We start from the raw sequence: 18,291 nt of genomic DNA, 5'->3' as shown, positions 1-18,291 counted from the left end.
GGCTTAAAATCCGAAAATCAAGCAGAGTGACTAATGCCACCCATAAGCGCGGCGTTTCCCCTGAAGCCGTCGGTATGTTGATGCTGCATAGCTTGAAGGTCCTCAAGCAAGGCATCAACCTCGTGCTTGAAGTCCTTGTCTTGACTTTCGGCTTCGGCAATGCTCTTGAGCAGGGAACCGTCGCCATTCTCCAGCGCGCTGCGGAACATCTGCACCCAGAAACCGGGCATGCTGTCCCCGGAAACGGCCATGTAGAGCGTGCGAGCGACCACTGCCGCATCGAGATTGCTCCACTGTTCGACGCTCGTCTCCTTGGAGAGCTTGGGCCACATCGCAGAAATCGAGAGCAGACCACCCACGGAGAACTCCAAAAGACAATTCTGGGTGATAGTCATATCGCGGTCAAGATGCTGCCATTCAATGAAGCTGTCGCGAATCGCGTCGTGCACCGTGAAAAGCAGGAACGGGGAGCCGTGCTCGCTGACCGTCAGCGCAATCCGGTCGAGATAGACACGGTTGGCTGGCACGCCGATGAGCTGCATAACGATGCCGTTCCAGGCCTTGGCCGGGTCGATGGTGAACTCGGGCATTGCCCTGTTGATTCCTTCGACGGCATGCTGAATCGCGGTTTCGGCGAGATTGTTGAGCTTGCAGTAATGGTAGTAGAAAGAGTTACGGTTGACGCCCGCCAGGTTGACTATGTCAGTGACGGTGATTTTGGGATAATCCCGCTCCTCAAGCAACTTCCAGAACGCATTCTCCATGCGCGTCGTAGCCGGCAATTGATTTGAGTCTTGTCGGGGTCTAGACATTCTGATGCCTCCTGATGATTGAGAAAATTCTATGTGAAGAATTTCTGTATTGATTCTAAAGGATAACGGTTGACGATTTTCGTTAAATCGCGATTATCGCGTAGAGAAAACTTTTCGGCGGTTCATTATACAGAGAGTTGTGCATATTAAACTAGATGAAATTATTATTTAAATCTAGTTCTTTATGCGTAACTTTGTAAATTTATAAATTAAAATGTGATGTAAATCACAATAATTAAAAATTCGCTTTTAAATTTGAGGTGAACATTCAAAGCGCGATAGATTGAAAACATGGATATTCAAGCTTATCAGCTGCTAGTTGGCGGGTTCGGGGCAATACATCACGAACAAAGCAAAGGTGTCGAGCGATATTTGTTGATGTTGCCTAATTCGATAGACATAAAAACGTTTGACATAAAAGTCCGTTCGAACGAGTCGATAAATGTCAAAAACGGTGAAAAACTATCTGGAGATGATATAGCGCAGGAGTTGCCAATGATCAAGGCCGCGGGTGTGGCTTCGGATGTGCCATCACCTTCGTGGCTTTTGCGTGAAGGCGATACGGTTTTCGCGGTTCTCGAGGATACCGATGAAGTCGCTTCGTTGCGCATTGTATATAAAGGAGCGAATTCGGATGGGCAGGCCGGCGATAAGTCTGGTGGATTTGCTCGTGGAAGCATCGGCGGCAATTCGGATGAGTTGTCTGGCAATGACTCTGCCGATACGTCCAGCGCAAGTGCGCGCGAAAATGTCGACAATCGGTTCGGCGAAGTGACGCTTCGCGAAATATCCCGAGTGAAATTGCCTGCGAAATCCGGTCCCACTCATGCCGCCATTGCGGTTGATTCAGTGCTCGGACGCCATTTGATCACCGCCGATTATGCGGATGGCACGGTATGTGTTCTGCCGATTGGCGCGGGCGACGTGCTGGGTCCGGTGGCGCAGGTGCTGCACGGCGACCCGGAGCACCACGGACCGTTGCCGGCGCAAGAGGCGCCTCATGCCCACTGGATTCTTCCCCTGGCCGACGGCCGTGTGCTGACCACGGATTTGGGCGCGGATCGCATCTATATCCATCGTTGGCAGGGTTCGCGTCTGGTGCGCACAGGCTTTGTTTCTTTGGCTGACGGCACCGGCCCACGTGATATGCACGTTTTGCCCGGGCCATCCGGCAAATTCGGGGAGAGCGGCGACTGGCGTATAGCAGTCGTCGATGAATGGGGTTGTACGGTGACGATTCTCGAACCGGTCAGACCGGACGTTGAAGGTTCTCGAGATGTTGGGGACGATAATAAGGACGATAAAGATAAAGGAGCGAAAGGCCGGTCGGAGGAATTCCGGGTGGCCCAAACCGTCAGCCTCGGTGGCGACAAAGGGAAACACCCGGATCAGGCTGCGTCCTTGGCCTTTGTGCCCGATGCCCTGCGTCTTACTGGTTCAACGGAAGACCAAAAAAACACGGCGGTCTCGCCGTTCTCGCGTGGTTTTGTCTACGTCGGGCTGCGGGGGAGCGAGCGCATCGTGACCCTGTATTGGGACGGTAGCAAGCTGAGTCGCTTGGCCGACGAAAGCGAGCCGGGTTGGAAAGGTCGCGGCGTGCAAAGCGGGGGCAAGCGACCGCGTCATCTCCTGGCTGTCGGCAACATGTTGATCGCAGCCAACGAGGTGAGCGATAATCTGAGCCTCTTCCGTGTGGCAGCCGACGGAGAACCGGTGCATCTCGGTGACTACCCGGCCGGTTCGCCGACCGCGGTGCTGCCCCTGACCGGAATTTAAATCTCGTTTTTCATCTACAATGCAAAGGTCGTTTGCCATATCCATAATGCTTCAGTGAAATTTTGATCGTGTTTTCGTTTATGGTCTATCGGTTCGTTTGCTGTTGGGGCGACCTTTCATCGGAATCTTGATGATGCCCCTTTATTTCCGGGCCATCGGCTTGCCAACCGCTTGACATGCTCTTGACTGGTGACTAAACCGCGTTTTTCCATTTACAGTTCATCTGCTCGACTGAGGCCGAGATGTCCTTTCATTGGAGTTTTGATGGAGTTTTTGCGTTAAATAAGGTATTCCCAAGAAGTTAATTAGGCAGTTGTGTAATGGGGTATTTCGTCGTTGCGCTTTAAAATCCGTTATTGTCTTTTATCGGGTTTGGACTGTATAGAATACACTGATCCAAAAATATCGCTTCATGATATAAAATAACTTCCTATGTCAAATCGTAATCAAGCTGCGCTGGTTTTTGTTGACGTTGCCGAAGTTTTAGTTGACGTAACGAGTGTGTAAAAATTGTTGTGAGTGGTTAAAATTGGGGGTTAAGCGGTTAAAAAGACATGGTGAATTGTGAGACCTACCCACTTCAGCAGGTAATTTGTGCCTGGTCCGCTGGCTGCTTGCGATGCTCTAAGCGGGCTTTCGGGTCCGAAATGCCGGGCTGCAGGCGTTTTTGAATGCCGGTTGCATATCTGAGGTTTTTGGGATAAGTAGGATAAAGTCATATAGCTGAATATTATACATGCTAAATTTATAAAAATTGTATAAATATTTTTTGAAAATACTTTCCAGGATATATGCTGTAAGCAAAATTCTAGATAGATTTAGACAGCCGAAATGGCAAATAAATTTTTCGCAGCCGTAAAAGTGCCGTTCGTCGTCATATTACAACCGGATAGCCATAAATGTGTTTGTAGTGCATTTGCTGCCTTTGACTGCTCCCGGATGTACGACTCGGCGAACTATACATTATTGTTATACATTTTTATCGATGCTACCGAAGAGTTGCGTCAAGTCATCGGCAGGTCGTCTTCAACCCATCGTCATCCATAACGATCTGTCGAGAGCATCATTGAACGTCACGATTCGTCATGAGCTGTCGTCAAGTCGTCACGAAACTACAGAGATCCAACGTCGAAGTGTAACGAGACCGCTTCGGGTCGTCGTCAACTCGCCGCAAGATATCGCCAAGCCCCCGCCAAGACTTACGGCCGACCGTATTGCCTACCTAGTTTAAGGTGACAATATGTATGAGTGGATGTCATTTGATGAGTGTTGAGGGGTTCGTGCGAGCCAATCATCTGCTTTCGCTGGATCATGGATAACCCAATCTTGCCCTTGGTCGGCCCCGGTTGTATACTTGATAAGTTGTGTGTCGTTGTTGTGCGCCAAAACGCAGGATAACGGCATCAAGACTTGCAAGTCAAAACAGTATAGGGAGTCCATTATGGCAGCTCGTTGCGCAGTGTGCGGCAAGGGACCGCAGACCGGTTACAGCGTTTCGCATTCACATATTCGCAATAAGCGCACCTTCAGCCCGAACCTTCAGTCGGTTCGCACCACTATCGACGGACAGAACGTTCGCGTTCGCGTGTGCGCCAAGTGCATCAAGGCTGGCAAGGTTCAGCGCGTGGCCGCGTGAATCGCGAGTAGCAAACAGCAATTTAAAGCCTCCGTACGTCGTTTGGCGTCGGAGGTTTTTTCATACCCGGGCTGCTCGCATTTTCTATAGCTCATGGTGAGGTGCCGGGGAATGGCGAATGGACTATCTGATGGCTACTTTTGCGTAGTCGGCAACGTGACGTATGCAGAAAGTGACATGTAGTCGAATCGCATGGTGGAAACAAAGATATAAAAGTACAGATTTAAAACTCTCTGCTGTAATCTTGATTTATTTTCGAACGTAAGTTATATTTATTTTGAACGTAATTAATGATGATGTAATGCGTTTGTATACACCGTTCGAAAGAGGCAACGTTGGAATCCGCGATTGTATTCAATGTACAGAAATTCAGTCTGAACGACGGCCCCGGCATACGTACCGTCGTCTTCCTGAAGGGGTGCCCGCTGCGGTGCGGATGGTGCTCCAACCCCGAAAGCCAGAAGAAGACACCGGAAATCGAGTGGGACGAGCGTTCTTGCGACGGGTGCGATGCCGATAATGCTCTTGCCGGCAAATTTGGTTTCATCAAGACGGGGTCGCGCCGGGGCCCGGACGTGACACACCTGCGAATAGGGGATGCCCAAGTCGATGCCGCATTGAAGGCCTGTCCCGGTCTCTCCGTGGTTGGCGTCAACCGAACGACTGACGATGTGCTCGCAGAATGCCTTCAGGACGAGCCGTTTTACGAGGAAGGCGGCGGAGGGGTCACACTTTCCGGGGGCGAGCCGCTGGTATGGGGGCATTTCTGCGTGGAATTGCTCGACAAACTGAAGACCCACGGTATCGATACCAGCATGGAGACCACCGGCCATGTGCCTGAAACAACGTTCAGGGCTGCTATCGGGCATCTCGATCATATTTTCATGGATCTGAAACAGTACGACACGAAGCTGCACAAGCAGGGTACCGGCGTTGGTAACGAGCTGATCCTTAAGAACATGGCTTATGCTGCTTCTACCGGAAAGGATCTTCTGATCCGTACGCCGGTCATCCCCGGTTTCAATGATTCACTTTCCGACGCCAGAGGCATGGCCCGCAAACTCAAGGAAATCGGGGTCGGGAAAGTTCAGCTCCTGCCTTTCCATAACTTCGGTGAATCAAAGTATGAGTTGTTGGGGCGCGAGGACTATGCATTCAAAGGCGTGCCCAACACGCATCCCGAAGAGATCGAGGATTTCAGACAGGTGTATCTCGATGAGGGTGTGGACGCCTTTTTGTAACGATGGTTCCCTAGCTCTGTCCCCGAGATGAGTGGTCGCTGCTTTCTCGCAGCCGGGATTGACAAACAGTTTGGTTTGATAAGACAGATGCTTCCGTTTGAAAAGTAATTTGCTTGTGATTGCAGGACACAAGGTGTTAGGCTTGCAATATAGGCAAGTGCGGATCTCACTACGGAAGGCATACAGATGAAAACGAGGACGAATCGTATTCTCGAGCTTCTTACCGAGCATAAACGCATAGAGGTCACCGCACTTGCCGAAGATCTCGGGGTTTCTGAAGTCACCATGCGCAAGGACCTGAGCGAACTTGAAAAGCGCGGCATCATCGATCGCGAGCACGGGTTCGCGGTGCTGAAAAGCGCCGACAACATGGAAAGCCGACTCGCATACCATTACGAGGAAAAGCTGAAGATCGCCAGGCGCGCGGCCGAGTGCGTCCATGACGGCGATACCGTGATGATCGAGAATGGCAGTACCTGCGCCTTGCTGGCGGCCGAACTGGTTTCAACTAAAAACGACCTCACCATCATCACCAACAGCGCCTTTGTCGCCGGTTACGTACGCGGCAAATCCCAATGCCAGATCATTCTTTTGGGTGGCATATACCAGCAGACGGCACAGGTCATGGTCGGGCCAATGGTTGAGCGTTGCTTGAAAGGGATGTACGTCGATATTCTCTTCGCCGGCACCGACGGCTACAGCGAGGAGACGGGATTCGCCAACCGTGATTCCCTGCGTGCCGAGACTGTTCGCGATATGGCACAGCATGCCGGCCGCGTGGTCGTAGTCACCGAAAGCAGCAAGTTTTCGCACCGTGGCACCGTTCCCCTTGATTTTGGGCACAAAGATGTGGCGACGTTTACGGATGAAGGTCTTTCCGATTCAGCCAGAAAAATGTTGGATCGGCATGGTGTCGAGATCGTTACGGTCTGATATTTCGCTGTAAGGAAATTTTTACTTACATTTTAATTCTTTGATGCCAGCCTCGCGATTTTATGTCGGGGTTTCGGTCGTATCCAAAATGGATGTCTGCTGGTGTTGGCGTCAAAAGCACAGAACGATAATTTTTAATGGTTTCAAGGTATTTGTGGCAGAGTGATTTATCTTTGCCTTTTCGATAGCAATCGTTTTATGGATTTAAGCGTAAGTTGTCGAGAATCAATCAAATCGAAAGTAATTTATTTACGAACAAAAGATAAAATAGTTACGAAGTTGACAAAAAAACTTCCTTTCGTTATTCTGAAGCTGCGTAAGTGATGTAGCTTACATTTATGAAAGGAAAGTACGATGAGTGATTCACATTTTGGAAAGCTCACTGACAGGATGAACTCTTTCCGTGATCAGCTGCTCGACGCAGTGCCGCAGATCGATGTCGATCGCGCGATGATCACGACCAAGGTCTATCAGGAGCAGCAAGATCAGCCCTTGGCCATCAAGCGTGCGATCATGCTCAAAGAGATTCTTGAGCAGATGCCGATTTTCATCGAACCCGAGACGGTCATCGCCGGCAACCAAGCTTCAAAGAATCGTTCGGCGCCGATTTACCCCGAATACGCCATGGACTGGGTGATTGACGAACTTGACCAGTTTGAAAAACGTGATGGCGACGTATTCACCATTACCGAGGAAAACAAGGAAAAGCTGCGCTCCATCTATCCGTTCTGGAAGCACAACACCCTTCAGGACCGCGGACTGGCGGCATTCCCTCCCCATTCCAAGCTGTTCTATGATCTCGGCATCATCAAGTCCGAGGGCAACATCACTTCGGGCGATGCCCATTGCGCGGTCAATTATGGTGGTTTGCTGAAGCTCGGGCTGAAGGATTACGCCCGTCGTGCACAGGAGAAGCTGGATGCGCTCGATCTGACCGATTATCGTAACATCCACAAGAGCTATTTCTACCGTGCGATTCTCATTGTGGTCGATGCGGTCAAGGAATTCGCTGGCCGCTACGCCGCATTGGCGCGCGAGCAGGCTACGGAGTGCTCGCAAAAGGGTGACGAGCGCCGTGCTTCGGAACTCCGCGGAATGGCCGAGGCCCTTGACCATGTGCCGTATGAGCCAGCGCGCACCTTGCGTGAGGCGGTGCAATCTGTGTGGCTGATTCATCTCACCTTGCAGCTCGAGTCCAACGGGCATTCGCTTTCCTACGGGCGCATGGACCAATATCTGTGGCCGTATTATGAAAACGATCTGAAGACCGGTCGGATCACGGCTGATGAAGCCGATGAGCTGATGTGCAACCTCTGGCTCAAGACCTTCACCATCAACAAGGTCCGTCCGTGGAGCCACACTCAGTTCTCTGCGGGTTCGCCGCTCTATCAGAACGTAACGGTCGGCGGCCAGAAGCTGGTGGATGGCGAAGCTAGGGACGCCACCAACCCGATGAGCTGGCTCATCCTGAAGTCCGTGGCACAATGCCATTTGACGCAGCCGAACCTCACCGTTCGCTATCACGAGAACCTTCCCGACGATTTCATGAACGAATGCATCGAAGTGGTGCGTTGCGGTTTCGGTATGCCGGCGTTCAACGATGACGAGGTCATCATCCCCAGCTTCATCGAAAAGGGTGTGGCCCGCGAGGATGCCTACAATTATTCGGCCATCGGTTGCGTGGAGACGGCGGTGCCCGGCAAATGGGGCTACCGTTGCACCGGCATGAGCTTCCTCAATTTCCCGAAGGCGCTCCTGATCGCGATGAACAATGGCGTCGATCCGCAAAGCGGTACGAAACTTGTGGAAGGCACCGGCCATTTCAAGGACTTCACGAGTTTCGACCAGGTTATGAATTGCTGGGATAAGGTCATCCGCGAGATGTGCCGACAGTGCGTCATCATCGACGCGACCTGCGATATGGTCCTTGAACAGGACACGGCCGACATCCTCTGCTCCTGCCTGACCGACGATTGCATCGAACGTGGCCTGAACATGAAGGAAGGCGGAGCCGTCTACGACTTCATCTCCGACTTGCAGGTGGGCATCGCCAACCTCGCCGATTCCCTCGCCGCCATGAAGAAAGTGGTCTTCGAGGAGAAGAAGGTTACCCCCGAAGAGCTTTGGGATGCGATGCAGGCCAACTGGCAGGGCGAGAAGAACCAGCATATCCGTGAGCTGATGAAGGCGGCGCCGAAGTACGGCAACGACAATGATTATGTCGATTCGCTTATTCGTCAGGCCTATGACATCTACATCGATGAGATGAAGAAGTACCACAATACCCGCTACGGCCGCGGCCCGATCGGTGGAATCTACTACGCCGGCACGAGCTCGATTTCGGCGAATGTGCCGCAGGGTGCGGGCACGTTGGCCACCCCTGATGGTCGTGCTGCAGGTGAGCCGCTCGCCGAAGGTTGCAGTCCTTCTCATTCCGCGGATCAGCACGGACCGACCGCCGTGTTCAAGTCGGTTTCCAAGCTTCCTACGGAAGACATCACCGGCGGTGTGCTGCTCAATCAGAAGATGACGCCGCAGGTGCTTTCCAAGGTCGAGAACCGGCAAAAGCTTGCTTTGCTGACCCGGGCGTTCTTCGACAAGCTCCACGGATACCATGTGCAATACAATGTCGTTTCCCGTGAAACATTGCTTGATGCCCAGGTCCATCCGGAAAAGCATCGCGACCTGATCGTTCGCGTCGCCGGCTACAGCGCGTTCTTTGTCGTGCTTTCCAAGGCGACTCAGGACGACATCATTGAGCGGACCGAACAGACCTTGTGATTCGCAAATCGCGATTTTCTTAAATGTTGGCAATGAAAGGAAATAACCATGAAACTCATCATTGATGATGCGGATACCGAGGCCATCAAACGTTTGGTCGAGTACTATCCGATTGATGGTGTGACGACCAATCCTTCGATTCTGGCGAAAGCCGGGCGGCCTCCCTTCGAGGTGCTGCACGAGATTCGTTCCATTATCGGGCCGGACCGCGAGTTGCATGCGCAAGTGGTCGCCAGGGACGCCGAGGGTATGGTTGCCGACGCCCACCGGATTGTCAAGGAACTGGGAAACAACACGTTCCCCAAGGTTCCCAGCATTCCGGAAGGATTCAAGGCAATCAAGCAGCTGTCCGCCGAGGGCATCAATGTCACTGCGACGGCGATCTATACTCCGCTGCAGGCGTTCATAGCGGCCAAGGCCGGCGCGGTTTATGCGGCGCCGTACATCAACCGCATCGACAACATGGGTTACGACGGCATCGACGTCGCGTGCAAGATCCACGACATCTTCAGAGCCAACAATCTGCACTGCGAGGTTTTGGCGGCGAGCTTCAAGAACTCCGAACAGGTCCTCAAGCTGGCGGTCCACGGTGTCGGTGCTGCCACGATTGCGTCTTCGGTCATCGATTCGTTGACCAAGAACGCAGCCATCGATGCAGCGGTGGATGATTTCACCGCTGACTTCGAAGGACTTACGGGCGCAGGAAAGACCATGGCGACCGTATAGGCTCGTCGGTTTTATACTCCGGTCAAAGCGGTTCGGTGACTTTCAGCAATAATCTGTGTCATCGTGGTCATCGAACTGTTAGGGTTAAACCAGTGGGTTTCAGAGTTTTGTGATACTGAAATCCACTGGTGAGGCCCGACGATAAATAAAAAAATACGATGATTCAATTAATGGTAATGTAATCGTTAAAGCTATGTTGCTTTCACGATTCGATAAAAAATTCGATTTTTTGATGGAATTCAAGGTTGAACTCTGCCTCAAAGTTCCAATAAAGATATCGCAAGGAAACATCATGAAAATTTTGGCTATTGATATCGGCGGAACAAATATCAAATACGCATATATGCTCGAAGACAGCTCAATTACCTCACGTGGCTCGATTCCCACCCCGCAAACGGGCCGCGAGGAATTGATCGCCGCGCTGACCCAGCTTTTCAAGCAGGAGCCTGGCGTGCAGGGCATAGCGATTTCGATGCCCGGCATCATTGATGCGGATGAGGGATACTGCGCCATGGGCGGCGCGCTGCGCTACAATGACGATTTCTATCTTCGCCATGAGCTTTTCAGCCATTGCCCGGTGCGGATCGTGATGGACAACGATGCGAAGTGCGCCGCGACAGCAGAAGCTACCGTCGGCGCGCTGAAAGATGTCAGCGACGGGTTCGTTCTCCTGTTCGGCACCATGATCGGCGGCGGCATCATCAAGAACCACATGCTTCATCGTGGTCCGCACTTCTCTGCCGGAGAAGTGAGCTACATCATCACTTCGCGCGATGAAGGCCCGACCCGTGAAGGCGTGTGGGGCAACCAATGCGGCACTCCTGCTTTGTGCGCCAACTATGCAAGCGTCAAGGGCGTCGATCCGGCTTCCATCGATGGCGTGAAATTCTTCGAGGCCGTCAACGCGGGAGAGCCCGAGGCGTTGGATTGCCTGGACCACTATGCCCATGACATCGCGGTTCAGATATTCAATATCCAGAACATCGTCGACCCGGAACGGTTTGCCATCGGCGGCGGCATTTCGGCCCAGCCCGCCTTCATCGAGGCCATTCGTGCCAATCTGCAGAAACTCTATGCGACCTGCCCGTATTTCGTCTCCCAGGCGGAAGTGGTCAGCTGCAAGTTCCAGAACGACGCAAACCTGGTAGGTGCGCTGCAGTGCTACCTGCGCGGCGTTGACGAGCGTGAATACTTCGTCAACAAGGAAGACGTGGACGGCTCAATCAAGAAGTCGGAAGAGCAATCCGACGACGAAGAACAAAAAGCGCCTGAAGGCAAGGTGCTGGTCAACAACTTTACCAAGGAGTGAACGGTATGGCCAAGAAAAAGAGTCTGCTGAATATCGTCATCGACGGTATTTCCGGCATTTTCCTTCCCATTGTGAACCTGCTTTCGGCAGCCGGCATCATGAAGGGCGTGCTGATCATTCTGACTAGCTGCAAGGTGCTGGATGCTTCTGGGAATACGTATCTGGTGCTTGACGCGATGGCTTCGTGCGTGTTCACGTTCCTTCCCGTCATGCTCGCTTACACTTCCGCCAAGCAATTCAAGACCAACCCGTATATCGCCGTCGTCATCGCTTGCCTGCTGCTGTATCCCGCACTCGTAAAAGTGCAGGAAAAGGGCACCACCCTCTCGTTCTTCGGCATACCGATGCTGGGCGTCAAATATGCCTCGAGCGTGCTGCCCATCATTCTGGCGATTGGTCTGCTCAGATTCGTGCAGCAATGGCTTGACAAGGTCCTGCCGGAAGTGATTCGCGGGTTCCTTACCCCGCTGATCTGTGTACTGTTCGTCGGCTCGGTGACGTTGCTGCTGTTCGGTCCGTTCGGTAAGGTGGTCGGCGACGGACTCGCCGCCGGATACGAATGGGTGTACGCACTTTCTCCGATTATCGCAGGTCTGCTGTTGGGCGCTGCGGTGCAGCCGATGGTCATCTTTGGCTTCCACTGGAGCCTGATTCTCATTGGCATGAACAATCTTGCGGTATCCGGACATGATACGGTACTCGCCCTGATGGGTCCTCCGGTGTTCGCCCAGGCCGGTGCTGCGTTGGCCGTGATGCTCAAGAGCCATGACGCTCCGTTCAAGACAACCTGCATTTCCGCCAGTATTTCGGCTTTGTTCGGTATCACCGAACCTGCGATGTTCGGCGTGAACCTTCCGCGCAAGATGCCTCTTGCCGCCGTGTGCATCGGTGGTGGTGTCGGCGGTGCGATAGCCGGATATTCCGGGGTCCAGGCCCATGCGTTCGCTCTTCCCAGCATCGCGACATTGCCCGTGTTCTTCGGCCATGGCTTCGTGACCTACGTTATTTCCTGCGTGGTCGCCATGGTGGTCGCCTTTGTCTTGACTCTCGTGTTCAAGTTCCCTGTGGACGATCTGAAAGTCGAAAAGGACGAGGTTCGTTCCGAAGAGGATCGTGAGCTGCTTGAGGAAAGCTCTGAAACCGAAGCCGCTTTGAATACCGAAGTTGGTGTTGCCGTCGACGAAAAGGCGGCGGCCGAAGCTGCGGCAACGGCTTAGTCGTGTAAAAGCGAATAGCCAATAGTCAATAGCAATTTAAAGCCTCCGTACGTCGTTCGGCGTCGGAGGCTTTTTCATGTTTTGTGTAGCTATGTCTGTGTACTTGTCTTCGCAGTGTTGTCCAGTGAGGTGCTAATAATAAGGTTTCGCTTTGGGAATTGAGGGGTTCCTGCCAACATAAAGTGGGCGCGTTCGGCGCCACCCTTGCAATGGAAGCGCGCTCGAAGGCGCGATGCACGAATGTCCTGTGCGACCGTAAACGGCGATAAGACGCAGGAATGAAATGGAGAAAGAAAAACATGGGCTCTGCCATGTCTAGGTCAACTGCGCCTGAAAATGGGACGTTGCGGGAAAACAGAAACGGAAGCGGTGCTTCGGTAGCGCTCAACGCCGGGGCAGTATCAATGCCTCTCGGAAGCACCAAAGGAAAGTCGAAGCGCGCGGAAGAAGACCCGACATCACCGCACAAACCGTTGAAAGCGCGTATCGATGTCAAACATCCGAACCTGACGATGCTCGGACTGTATCTCGGTGCGTTCCTTGGAATGCTCAGCGAGACCGCGATGAATATCGCGCTGCCTGACCTGATGGTCAGTTTCCATATCAGTTCCGGCACCGCGCAGTGGATGGTGGTGGGCTACATGCTCGTCATCGGCATCGTGTTGCCGTTCACCAGCCTTCTGCTGAAGTGGATTCCGTCGAAGCCGCTGCTGCTGTTCGCGCTTGCGATGTTCTTCGTCGGGTCGCTGATTTCTGGCTTCGCACCGGGCACTTCGTTCGGCGTCCTGCTCGCGGGCCGTATGATCCAGGGCATCTCGACCGGCCTGGTGCTGCCGATGATGTTCTCCGTCATTCTTGAAGTGTTCCCGCTCAATAAGATCGGTGCGGCCATGGGTATGGCCGGTCTCGTAGTGATGTTCGCTCCGGCCATCGGCCCGACCCTCGCCGGTGCGCTCATCGGTGCGTTCTCGTGGCGTGCGATTTTCTTCTTCTTCGCTGCAATCGCGCTGGTTGCGCTGGTCTGCGCCTCGATCTGGATGGTCAACGCCTACAAGCTCACTAAGCCGAGCATCGACGCGCTTTCCTGCATCACCTCGATTGTCGGTTTCGGCGGCTTCGTGCTCGGTGTCAGCCTGATTAGTGACTTCGGTTTCTCACTGCCGGTTATCGCCATTCTGGTCGTCGGCATCGCTGCCATTGCTACGTATAGCTACCGTCAGCTGCACATGAACAACCCAGTCATCGACCTGCATGCGTTGGGCATTCGCCAGTTCACCGTGGGCGCGCTTATCGTGATGATGAACTTTGGTATTACGTTGGCGACGATGTACTTGATGCCTCAGGAATTGCAGAACGGCCTCGGCGTGAAGGTCGCGCTCACCGGCCTGGTGATGCTGCCTGGCGGCGTGGCCAACGCGGTGGTCTCCATGTTCGCCGGACGCCTCTACGATGTCGTTGGCGCAAAGTGGCTCGTACGTGGCGGGTTGGTGCTCTCCATGATCGGTGTCGTCCTGCTGATGCTGGCAGGCCCGTCGACTTCTGTGGGCTACATCATCTGCGCACATGTCATCCTGATGATCGGCATCCCGATGGCCATGAGCCCGGCCCAGTCCTCGGCGCTCGCCTCGCTGCCGCAGCACCTTTCGACCGATGGCTCCACCATCCTGAACACCATGCAGCAAGTTGTCGGCGCGGTCATCACCGCCGTCGCCACCATTCTGCTCGGCGCCGGTCAGGCTGCTTCCCATTCCGGTGGCAAGGCGATGGCTTTCGTCACCGGTTCGCGTTGGGGATTCACCTTCGCTCTGGTGCTCGCCATCATCGCGTTCATCATCTCCTTCGGTCTTTCCAAGCAGACTTCGACGGATGACGCCTCCAAGCGCCAGTAGTCGGTGAATCGAGGTCGGGAAGTCGTTGCGTAAGCGGCTTCTTCCGATCAATCCCGCACAAGTAGACAAATAGGTTTGGCAAATTGGCTGAATAGAGCCGTTTGAGAAATGTATTTGCTGGTTGTGCGGGATTTCCGTATTGGGAAAGTCATTTCAGCTGTTTCGCGATACGAATGAATGTGTATGATCTCATATTCATATTACGGCTCGCTTCCATGTATCTGTGTTGGAAAGATGCAAGGTCGGATTTGTCAACGTTTTCAAGGCGTTCGTCGGCCTTCAATAGAATAGAGATATGAGCAACACCGTCACCCTTACCACCCCGATTTCCGCACTAATCGCCAACAAACGGCGAGTCAGCGCGCTCAAGGGGCTTGGCATGGTGACGGTCGGCGACGCCTTGACCTACTACCCGTTCCGCGTCACCGAGCCTGTGCCGCTGCGGGCGATCCGTGAGGCCAAAGTCGGCATGCCGATGGCGTTCGCGGCCGTGGTGCGCTTTGCGCGGGTCATTCCGATGGGCGGCAGACGCGGGTACCGACTGGAAGCGGTTGTTGACGATGGTGCGTTCGCCGCAAGCCGCCAGGTTCCGGCGTCGAATTGCCGGTTGGTCTTTTTCTCGCATAAAAAGCAATATATGGACTGGATGAGCGGACGCTTGCATTCGGGCGCCGACGTCGTTCTTGCAGGCACGCCCACGGAGTTCAACGGCCAGTTGCAATTCACCCATCCCGAAGTGCTTACCGTGATGCCGCAAGGCGCGAATGTATTCGCCAACCCGGCAGCAGCGTCGGGCTCCGCAAGTACTGGTGAACTTTCTTTCGACGATATTTCTAATCACTCCAATACACAGTTGGAACCGCAAGGTGTCGTTTCAGCCAGTGTTGGTGCTCCCACTTCGCATTCTCAGCCGGTTCGGGCTCCCAATGCCTTGAAATTCGACGCTTCCACCGCTTACGAAGCTCTGCGGCACGTCTGCCGCCCGCGCCCTGTCTATCATGCTACTTCGCGCATCTCGACCGAACATATCCATGAATCCATTGTCGCGATGCTTGATGCCTTGCGTGCCAGTGGGGAAGCGGCGCTCAGAAGGAGTGATGATGCTGGCAATGGTTCTGCTGAGCAAGATGGCGGGTTATCGGAAAGTGATAGCGAAGATAATAATGTTGGCTCTGTTCCCGATAATACCATAAATGATGACGGCGGCAATGGTCTTGCAAATAATAAAGTAGATGACCTTGCCTTGCGTGCCGCGATTCCCGACGTGCTGCCACAGGATGTCATCGATTCCAAGCATCTTATGCACCGAGCCGATGCGTTTGCGGCCATTCACGATCCGCAATCAACCAAGGCGTTTCATGCGGCGTTGGCAACGTTGCGCTATGAGGAGGCGTTCGTCTCCCAGATTTCCGTGCTGCAGGAACGCGAGGACGCGCGTAAGGCTGAGACGTTCAAATGTAGGGATGCTGGGTTGCGTGATAGGTTTGTCGCCTCGCTGCCGTTTACCTTGACCAAAGGCCAGCAGGATGTTATCGATACCATCTGCGAGGACATGGGACGCAGCTATCCGATGCAACGGCTGCTTCAGGGCGAGGTCGGAAGCGGCAAAACTGTGGTGGCGCTCGCAGCCATGCTGCAGGCCGTGGGTTCCGGCAATCAGGCCGTGTTGGTGGCGCCTACGCAGGTGCTCGCCGAGCAGCATTTCGAGACCGTCAGCAGTATGGTTGCCAAGATTTCCGGTGGCAATGACGATAGAACAACGGCTTTTGACCTCGATTCCGATGGCAAAGACAACAGCAAGGATAAGGGAAAGCTCGATAATCAGTCTTCGACTATTCCGGTGACGCTGTTGACTGGGGGGATGAAACTGGCGGCACGGCGCAAGGCGCTTGCGACGGCGGCCAGCGGTGAACCCGGCATTATCATTGCCACGCATGCCGCTTTTTCCAAGATGTTTCAGGCGCCAAACCTCGCGCTGGTGGTCATTGATGAGCAGCATCGCTTTGGTGTCGAGCAGCGCGAGATTTTGCGTTCGAAAGGCGAGAAGACCCCGCATCTGCTCGTCATGACGGCGACACCGATTCCGCGCACCGCGGCGATGACATGGTTCGGCGATCTTGATATTTCATGGCTCACCGAGCTGCCCGGCGGACGCAAGCCGATTCGCACGTTCATCGTGCCTGAAGCCGATGGCAATATGATGGCCCAGATGTTTGTGCACATCCGCCGGCGTATCGACGCAGGGGAGCGGGCGTACGTCGTCTGTCCGAGGATTGACGCGGACGAAGCCGATGCGGAAGTGGCGGCTGCAGCTGCAGGCAAAGCCGGGGGAGCTTCTGCGGGTGTAGGTTCCGACACTGGCGGTCGACGGAAATCTTCGGCGGCTGGCTTGGGCAGCGATGATACCGAAAGTGGATTCGTGGAAGTCGATGATTACGGTGACGAAAACGATGATGGCACGCCGCGCGAGCCCAAGCCACCGCTGCATGCCGTCGATGAAATCGCCCAGCGGCTTTCGTCGCTGCCGCAATTTGCCGGCATCAAGTTTGCGACGTTGACTGGCCGTGATGATGACGAAACCAAGCGACAGGTGATGGCTGATTTCGAATCCGGCAAGACGCCGATTCTTGTGGCGACCACCGTTATCGAAGTCGGTGTGGACGTGCCGCAAGCAAGTTGCATTACTATTTTCGATGCTGACCGTTATGGACTTTCCCAGCTGCATCAACTGCGTGGCCGCGTGGGCCGAGGCGGCACCGATTCTTGGGCGTTCCTCATCTCGCGCGCCGAACCGGGGAGCATCGCCGAGCAGCGCTTGAAGGTCATCGAAGGCTCGCTCGACGGTGCTGAAATTGCGCAGGCCGACCTTGAACTGCGCGGTGCCGGCGATGTGTTGGGCGACGCCCAGTCCGGTGGCAAGTCAGGCCTGAAGCTGCTGCGTGTGGTCAAGGATGCCAAGATTATCGCCGATGCCCGCGAACAGGCGGAAGCTTTGCTTAAGCATGATCCGACACTTGCCGACCAGACCCAGCTTGCCGGTGCCGTTTTGGACTTCACCCGTGGCGGCGAATCCGAAATCTTGAGCAACTGAGCTCTTTATATAGCTATAAGGTGGAATTATGCGTGTGATTGCGGGACGATTCAAAGGGTTCGAGCTGGCCAAGGCCAAGCCGGGCACTCGACCGACGACAGACAGGACAAAAGAGGCCATTTTCTCCAAGCTTGATGCGTGGGGAGTGCTGGATAATGCCCGTGTGCTCGATTTGTTCGCTGGAACCGGAGCTCTAGGCATTGAGGCGCTTTCGCGTGGTGCCGACGAGCTGGTGGCCGTGGAGTCAGCAGGGCCCGCCGCTGCGTTGATTGACAAGGAACTGAGCAATCTCAAACGCAACCGTGCGTGGGATTCACGCACGATGAAGGCCCGCGTGATGCGCAAACGAGCCGAACGTATCGCTTCCGGCTACGATGGCCCTGCCTTCGACGTGATTTTCGCCGATCCGCCTTACGTACTTACGACCGAAGAGTGCAACCAGCTCATTGCCGACTTGGTCGCGTCCCCGGCCGCAGACGAGCAGACAGTCCTGGTTTTCGAGCGCTCGACCCGCTCAGACGCACTGACGATGCCGGAAGGCTGGCAGGTCTCCGACCAACGTCACTACGGCGAAACCGAGGTCTACTACATCGATCACAGCTAAATGGCCGCTGGTAAGAGGTTCATTGCAGATTTGCCTAATACTGAATTAATAGCTGTATAGCATAGCTAGCTGTGAATGTTATTTATAAATAACAAAATACCTTAAAATCGCCGTTTATGTTATTTATAAATAACATTGAGGGGTCAATAGGGTGGTTATGTTATTTATAAATAACATTTTCTTGTTGGGTGTGTTGAAAATCATTCTTTCTGATTATCGAGAAAGTATAGAAGGCTTGTTTGTATGAAGTCCAAGTATTGGCTAATTCTAGTTTGA

12 protein-coding genes are annotated in these 18,291 nt (G+C 53.8%); 11 read left to right on the top strand and 1 reads right to left on the bottom strand.

Features of this window, described 5'->3' with window-relative positions:
- Positions 1 to 17: 17 nt before the first annotated feature.
- The gene (locus OZX62_RS08720; RefSeq protein WP_277175797.1) at positions 18 to 812 is read right to left on the bottom strand and encodes a TetR/AcrR family transcriptional regulator; all 795 of its coding nucleotides are present in this window, start codon (positions 810 to 812) and stop codon (positions 18 to 20) included.
- Positions 813 to 1,307: 495 nt separating this feature from the next.
- Here OZX62_RS08720 and OZX62_RS08715 point away from each other — a divergent pair, with 495 nt between their 5' ends.
- The 11 genes from OZX62_RS08715 (at position 1,308) to rsmD (ending at position 18,015) form a co-directional block, all read left to right on the top strand.
- Positions 1,308 to 2,588: a beta-propeller fold lactonase family protein gene (locus tag OZX62_RS08715; protein ID WP_277175796.1), complete on the top strand. Its 1,281-nt coding sequence runs from the start codon at positions 1,308 to 1,310 to the stop codon at positions 2,586 to 2,588.
- Between the two features lie 1,441 nt (positions 2,589 to 4,029).
- Complete coding sequence (gene rpmB / locus OZX62_RS08710; RefSeq protein ID WP_277158174.1) at positions 4,030 to 4,224, top strand: 50S ribosomal protein L28; 195 nt, start codon at positions 4,030 to 4,032, stop codon at positions 4,222 to 4,224.
- A 335-nt stretch (positions 4,225 to 4,559) separates the two neighbouring features.
- Complete coding sequence (locus OZX62_RS08705) at positions 4,560 to 5,465, top strand: glycyl-radical enzyme activating protein (RefSeq protein WP_277175795.1); 906 nt, start codon at positions 4,560 to 4,562, stop codon at positions 5,463 to 5,465.
- Positions 5,466 to 5,651: 186 nt separating this feature from the next.
- Positions 5,652 to 6,398 (top strand): DeoR/GlpR family DNA-binding transcription regulator, encoded by a 747-nt coding sequence (locus tag OZX62_RS08700; RefSeq protein WP_277175794.1) that lies wholly within the window; start codon positions 5,652 to 5,654, stop codon positions 6,396 to 6,398.
- A gap of 354 nt (positions 6,399 to 6,752) precedes the next feature.
- Positions 6,753 to 9,179, top strand: a complete 2,427-nt coding sequence (locus OZX62_RS08695) for a glycyl radical protein (RefSeq protein WP_277175793.1) — start codon at positions 6,753 to 6,755, stop codon at positions 9,177 to 9,179.
- A gap of 48 nt (positions 9,180 to 9,227) precedes the next feature.
- Positions 9,228 to 9,905, top strand: coding sequence for a transaldolase family protein (locus OZX62_RS08690; RefSeq protein ID WP_277175792.1), 678 nt, complete (start codon positions 9,228 to 9,230; stop codon positions 9,903 to 9,905).
- A gap of 292 nt (positions 9,906 to 10,197) precedes the next feature.
- Positions 10,198 to 11,214 (top strand): ROK family protein, encoded by a 1,017-nt coding sequence (locus OZX62_RS08685; RefSeq protein ID WP_277175791.1) that lies wholly within the window; start codon positions 10,198 to 10,200, stop codon positions 11,212 to 11,214.
- A gap of 5 nt (positions 11,215 to 11,219) precedes the next feature.
- Positions 11,220 to 12,431: a PTS transporter subunit EIIC gene (locus OZX62_RS08680; protein WP_277175790.1), complete on the top strand. Its 1,212-nt coding sequence runs from the start codon at positions 11,220 to 11,222 to the stop codon at positions 12,429 to 12,431.
- Positions 12,432 to 12,742: 311 nt separating this feature from the next.
- The gene (locus OZX62_RS08675; RefSeq protein ID WP_277175789.1) at positions 12,743 to 14,320 is read left to right on the top strand and encodes an MDR family MFS transporter; all 1,578 of its coding nucleotides are present in this window, start codon (positions 12,743 to 12,745) and stop codon (positions 14,318 to 14,320) included.
- A 295-nt stretch (positions 14,321 to 14,615) separates the two neighbouring features.
- Positions 14,616 to 17,411 (top strand): ATP-dependent DNA helicase RecG, encoded by a 2,796-nt coding sequence (locus OZX62_RS08670; RefSeq protein WP_277175788.1) that lies wholly within the window; start codon positions 14,616 to 14,618, stop codon positions 17,409 to 17,411.
- Between the two features lie 28 nt (positions 17,412 to 17,439).
- Complete coding sequence (gene rsmD / locus OZX62_RS08665) at positions 17,440 to 18,015, top strand: 16S rRNA (guanine(966)-N(2))-methyltransferase RsmD (protein WP_277175787.1); 576 nt, start codon at positions 17,440 to 17,442, stop codon at positions 18,013 to 18,015.
- Positions 18,016 to 18,291: the final 276 nt, after the last annotated feature.

It is taken from the genome of Bifidobacterium sp. ESL0690 (assembly GCF_029392315.1).
GTDB lineage: Bacteria > Actinomycetota > Actinomycetes > Actinomycetales > Bifidobacteriaceae > Bifidobacterium.
Note: the sequence above shows the minus strand (reverse complement) of the source record. Positions and strands in the feature narration are given on the sequence as shown.

What these genes read in the sequence shown, in the direction of transcription:
- OZX62_RS08720 (WP_277175797.1), bottom strand. Translation starts at nt 812, where the DNA reads ATGTCTAGACCCCGACAAGACTCAAATCAATTGCCGGCTACGACGCGC.
- OZX62_RS08715 (WP_277175796.1), top strand. Translation starts at nt 1,308, where the DNA reads ATGATCAAGGCCGCGGGTGTGGCTTCGGATGTGCCATCACCTTCGTGG.
- rpmB (WP_277158174.1), top strand. Translation starts at nt 4,030, where the DNA reads ATGGCAGCTCGTTGCGCAGTGTGCGGCAAGGGACCGCAGACCGGTTAC.
- OZX62_RS08700 (WP_277175794.1), top strand. Translation starts at nt 5,652, where the DNA reads ATGAAAACGAGGACGAATCGTATTCTCGAGCTTCTTACCGAGCATAAA.
- OZX62_RS08695 (WP_277175793.1), top strand. Translation starts at nt 6,753, where the DNA reads ATGAGTGATTCACATTTTGGAAAGCTCACTGACAGGATGAACTCTTTC.
- OZX62_RS08690 (WP_277175792.1), top strand. Translation starts at nt 9,228, where the DNA reads ATGAAACTCATCATTGATGATGCGGATACCGAGGCCATCAAACGTTTG.
- OZX62_RS08685 (WP_277175791.1), top strand. Translation starts at nt 10,198, where the DNA reads ATGAAAATTTTGGCTATTGATATCGGCGGAACAAATATCAAATACGCA.
- OZX62_RS08680 (WP_277175790.1), top strand. Translation starts at nt 11,220, where the DNA reads ATGGCCAAGAAAAAGAGTCTGCTGAATATCGTCATCGACGGTATTTCC.
- OZX62_RS08675 (WP_277175789.1), top strand. Translation starts at nt 12,743, where the DNA reads ATGTCTAGGTCAACTGCGCCTGAAAATGGGACGTTGCGGGAAAACAGA.
- OZX62_RS08670 (WP_277175788.1), top strand. Translation starts at nt 14,616, where the DNA reads ATGAGCAACACCGTCACCCTTACCACCCCGATTTCCGCACTAATCGCC.
- rsmD (WP_277175787.1), top strand. Translation starts at nt 17,440, where the DNA reads ATGCGTGTGATTGCGGGACGATTCAAAGGGTTCGAGCTGGCCAAGGCC.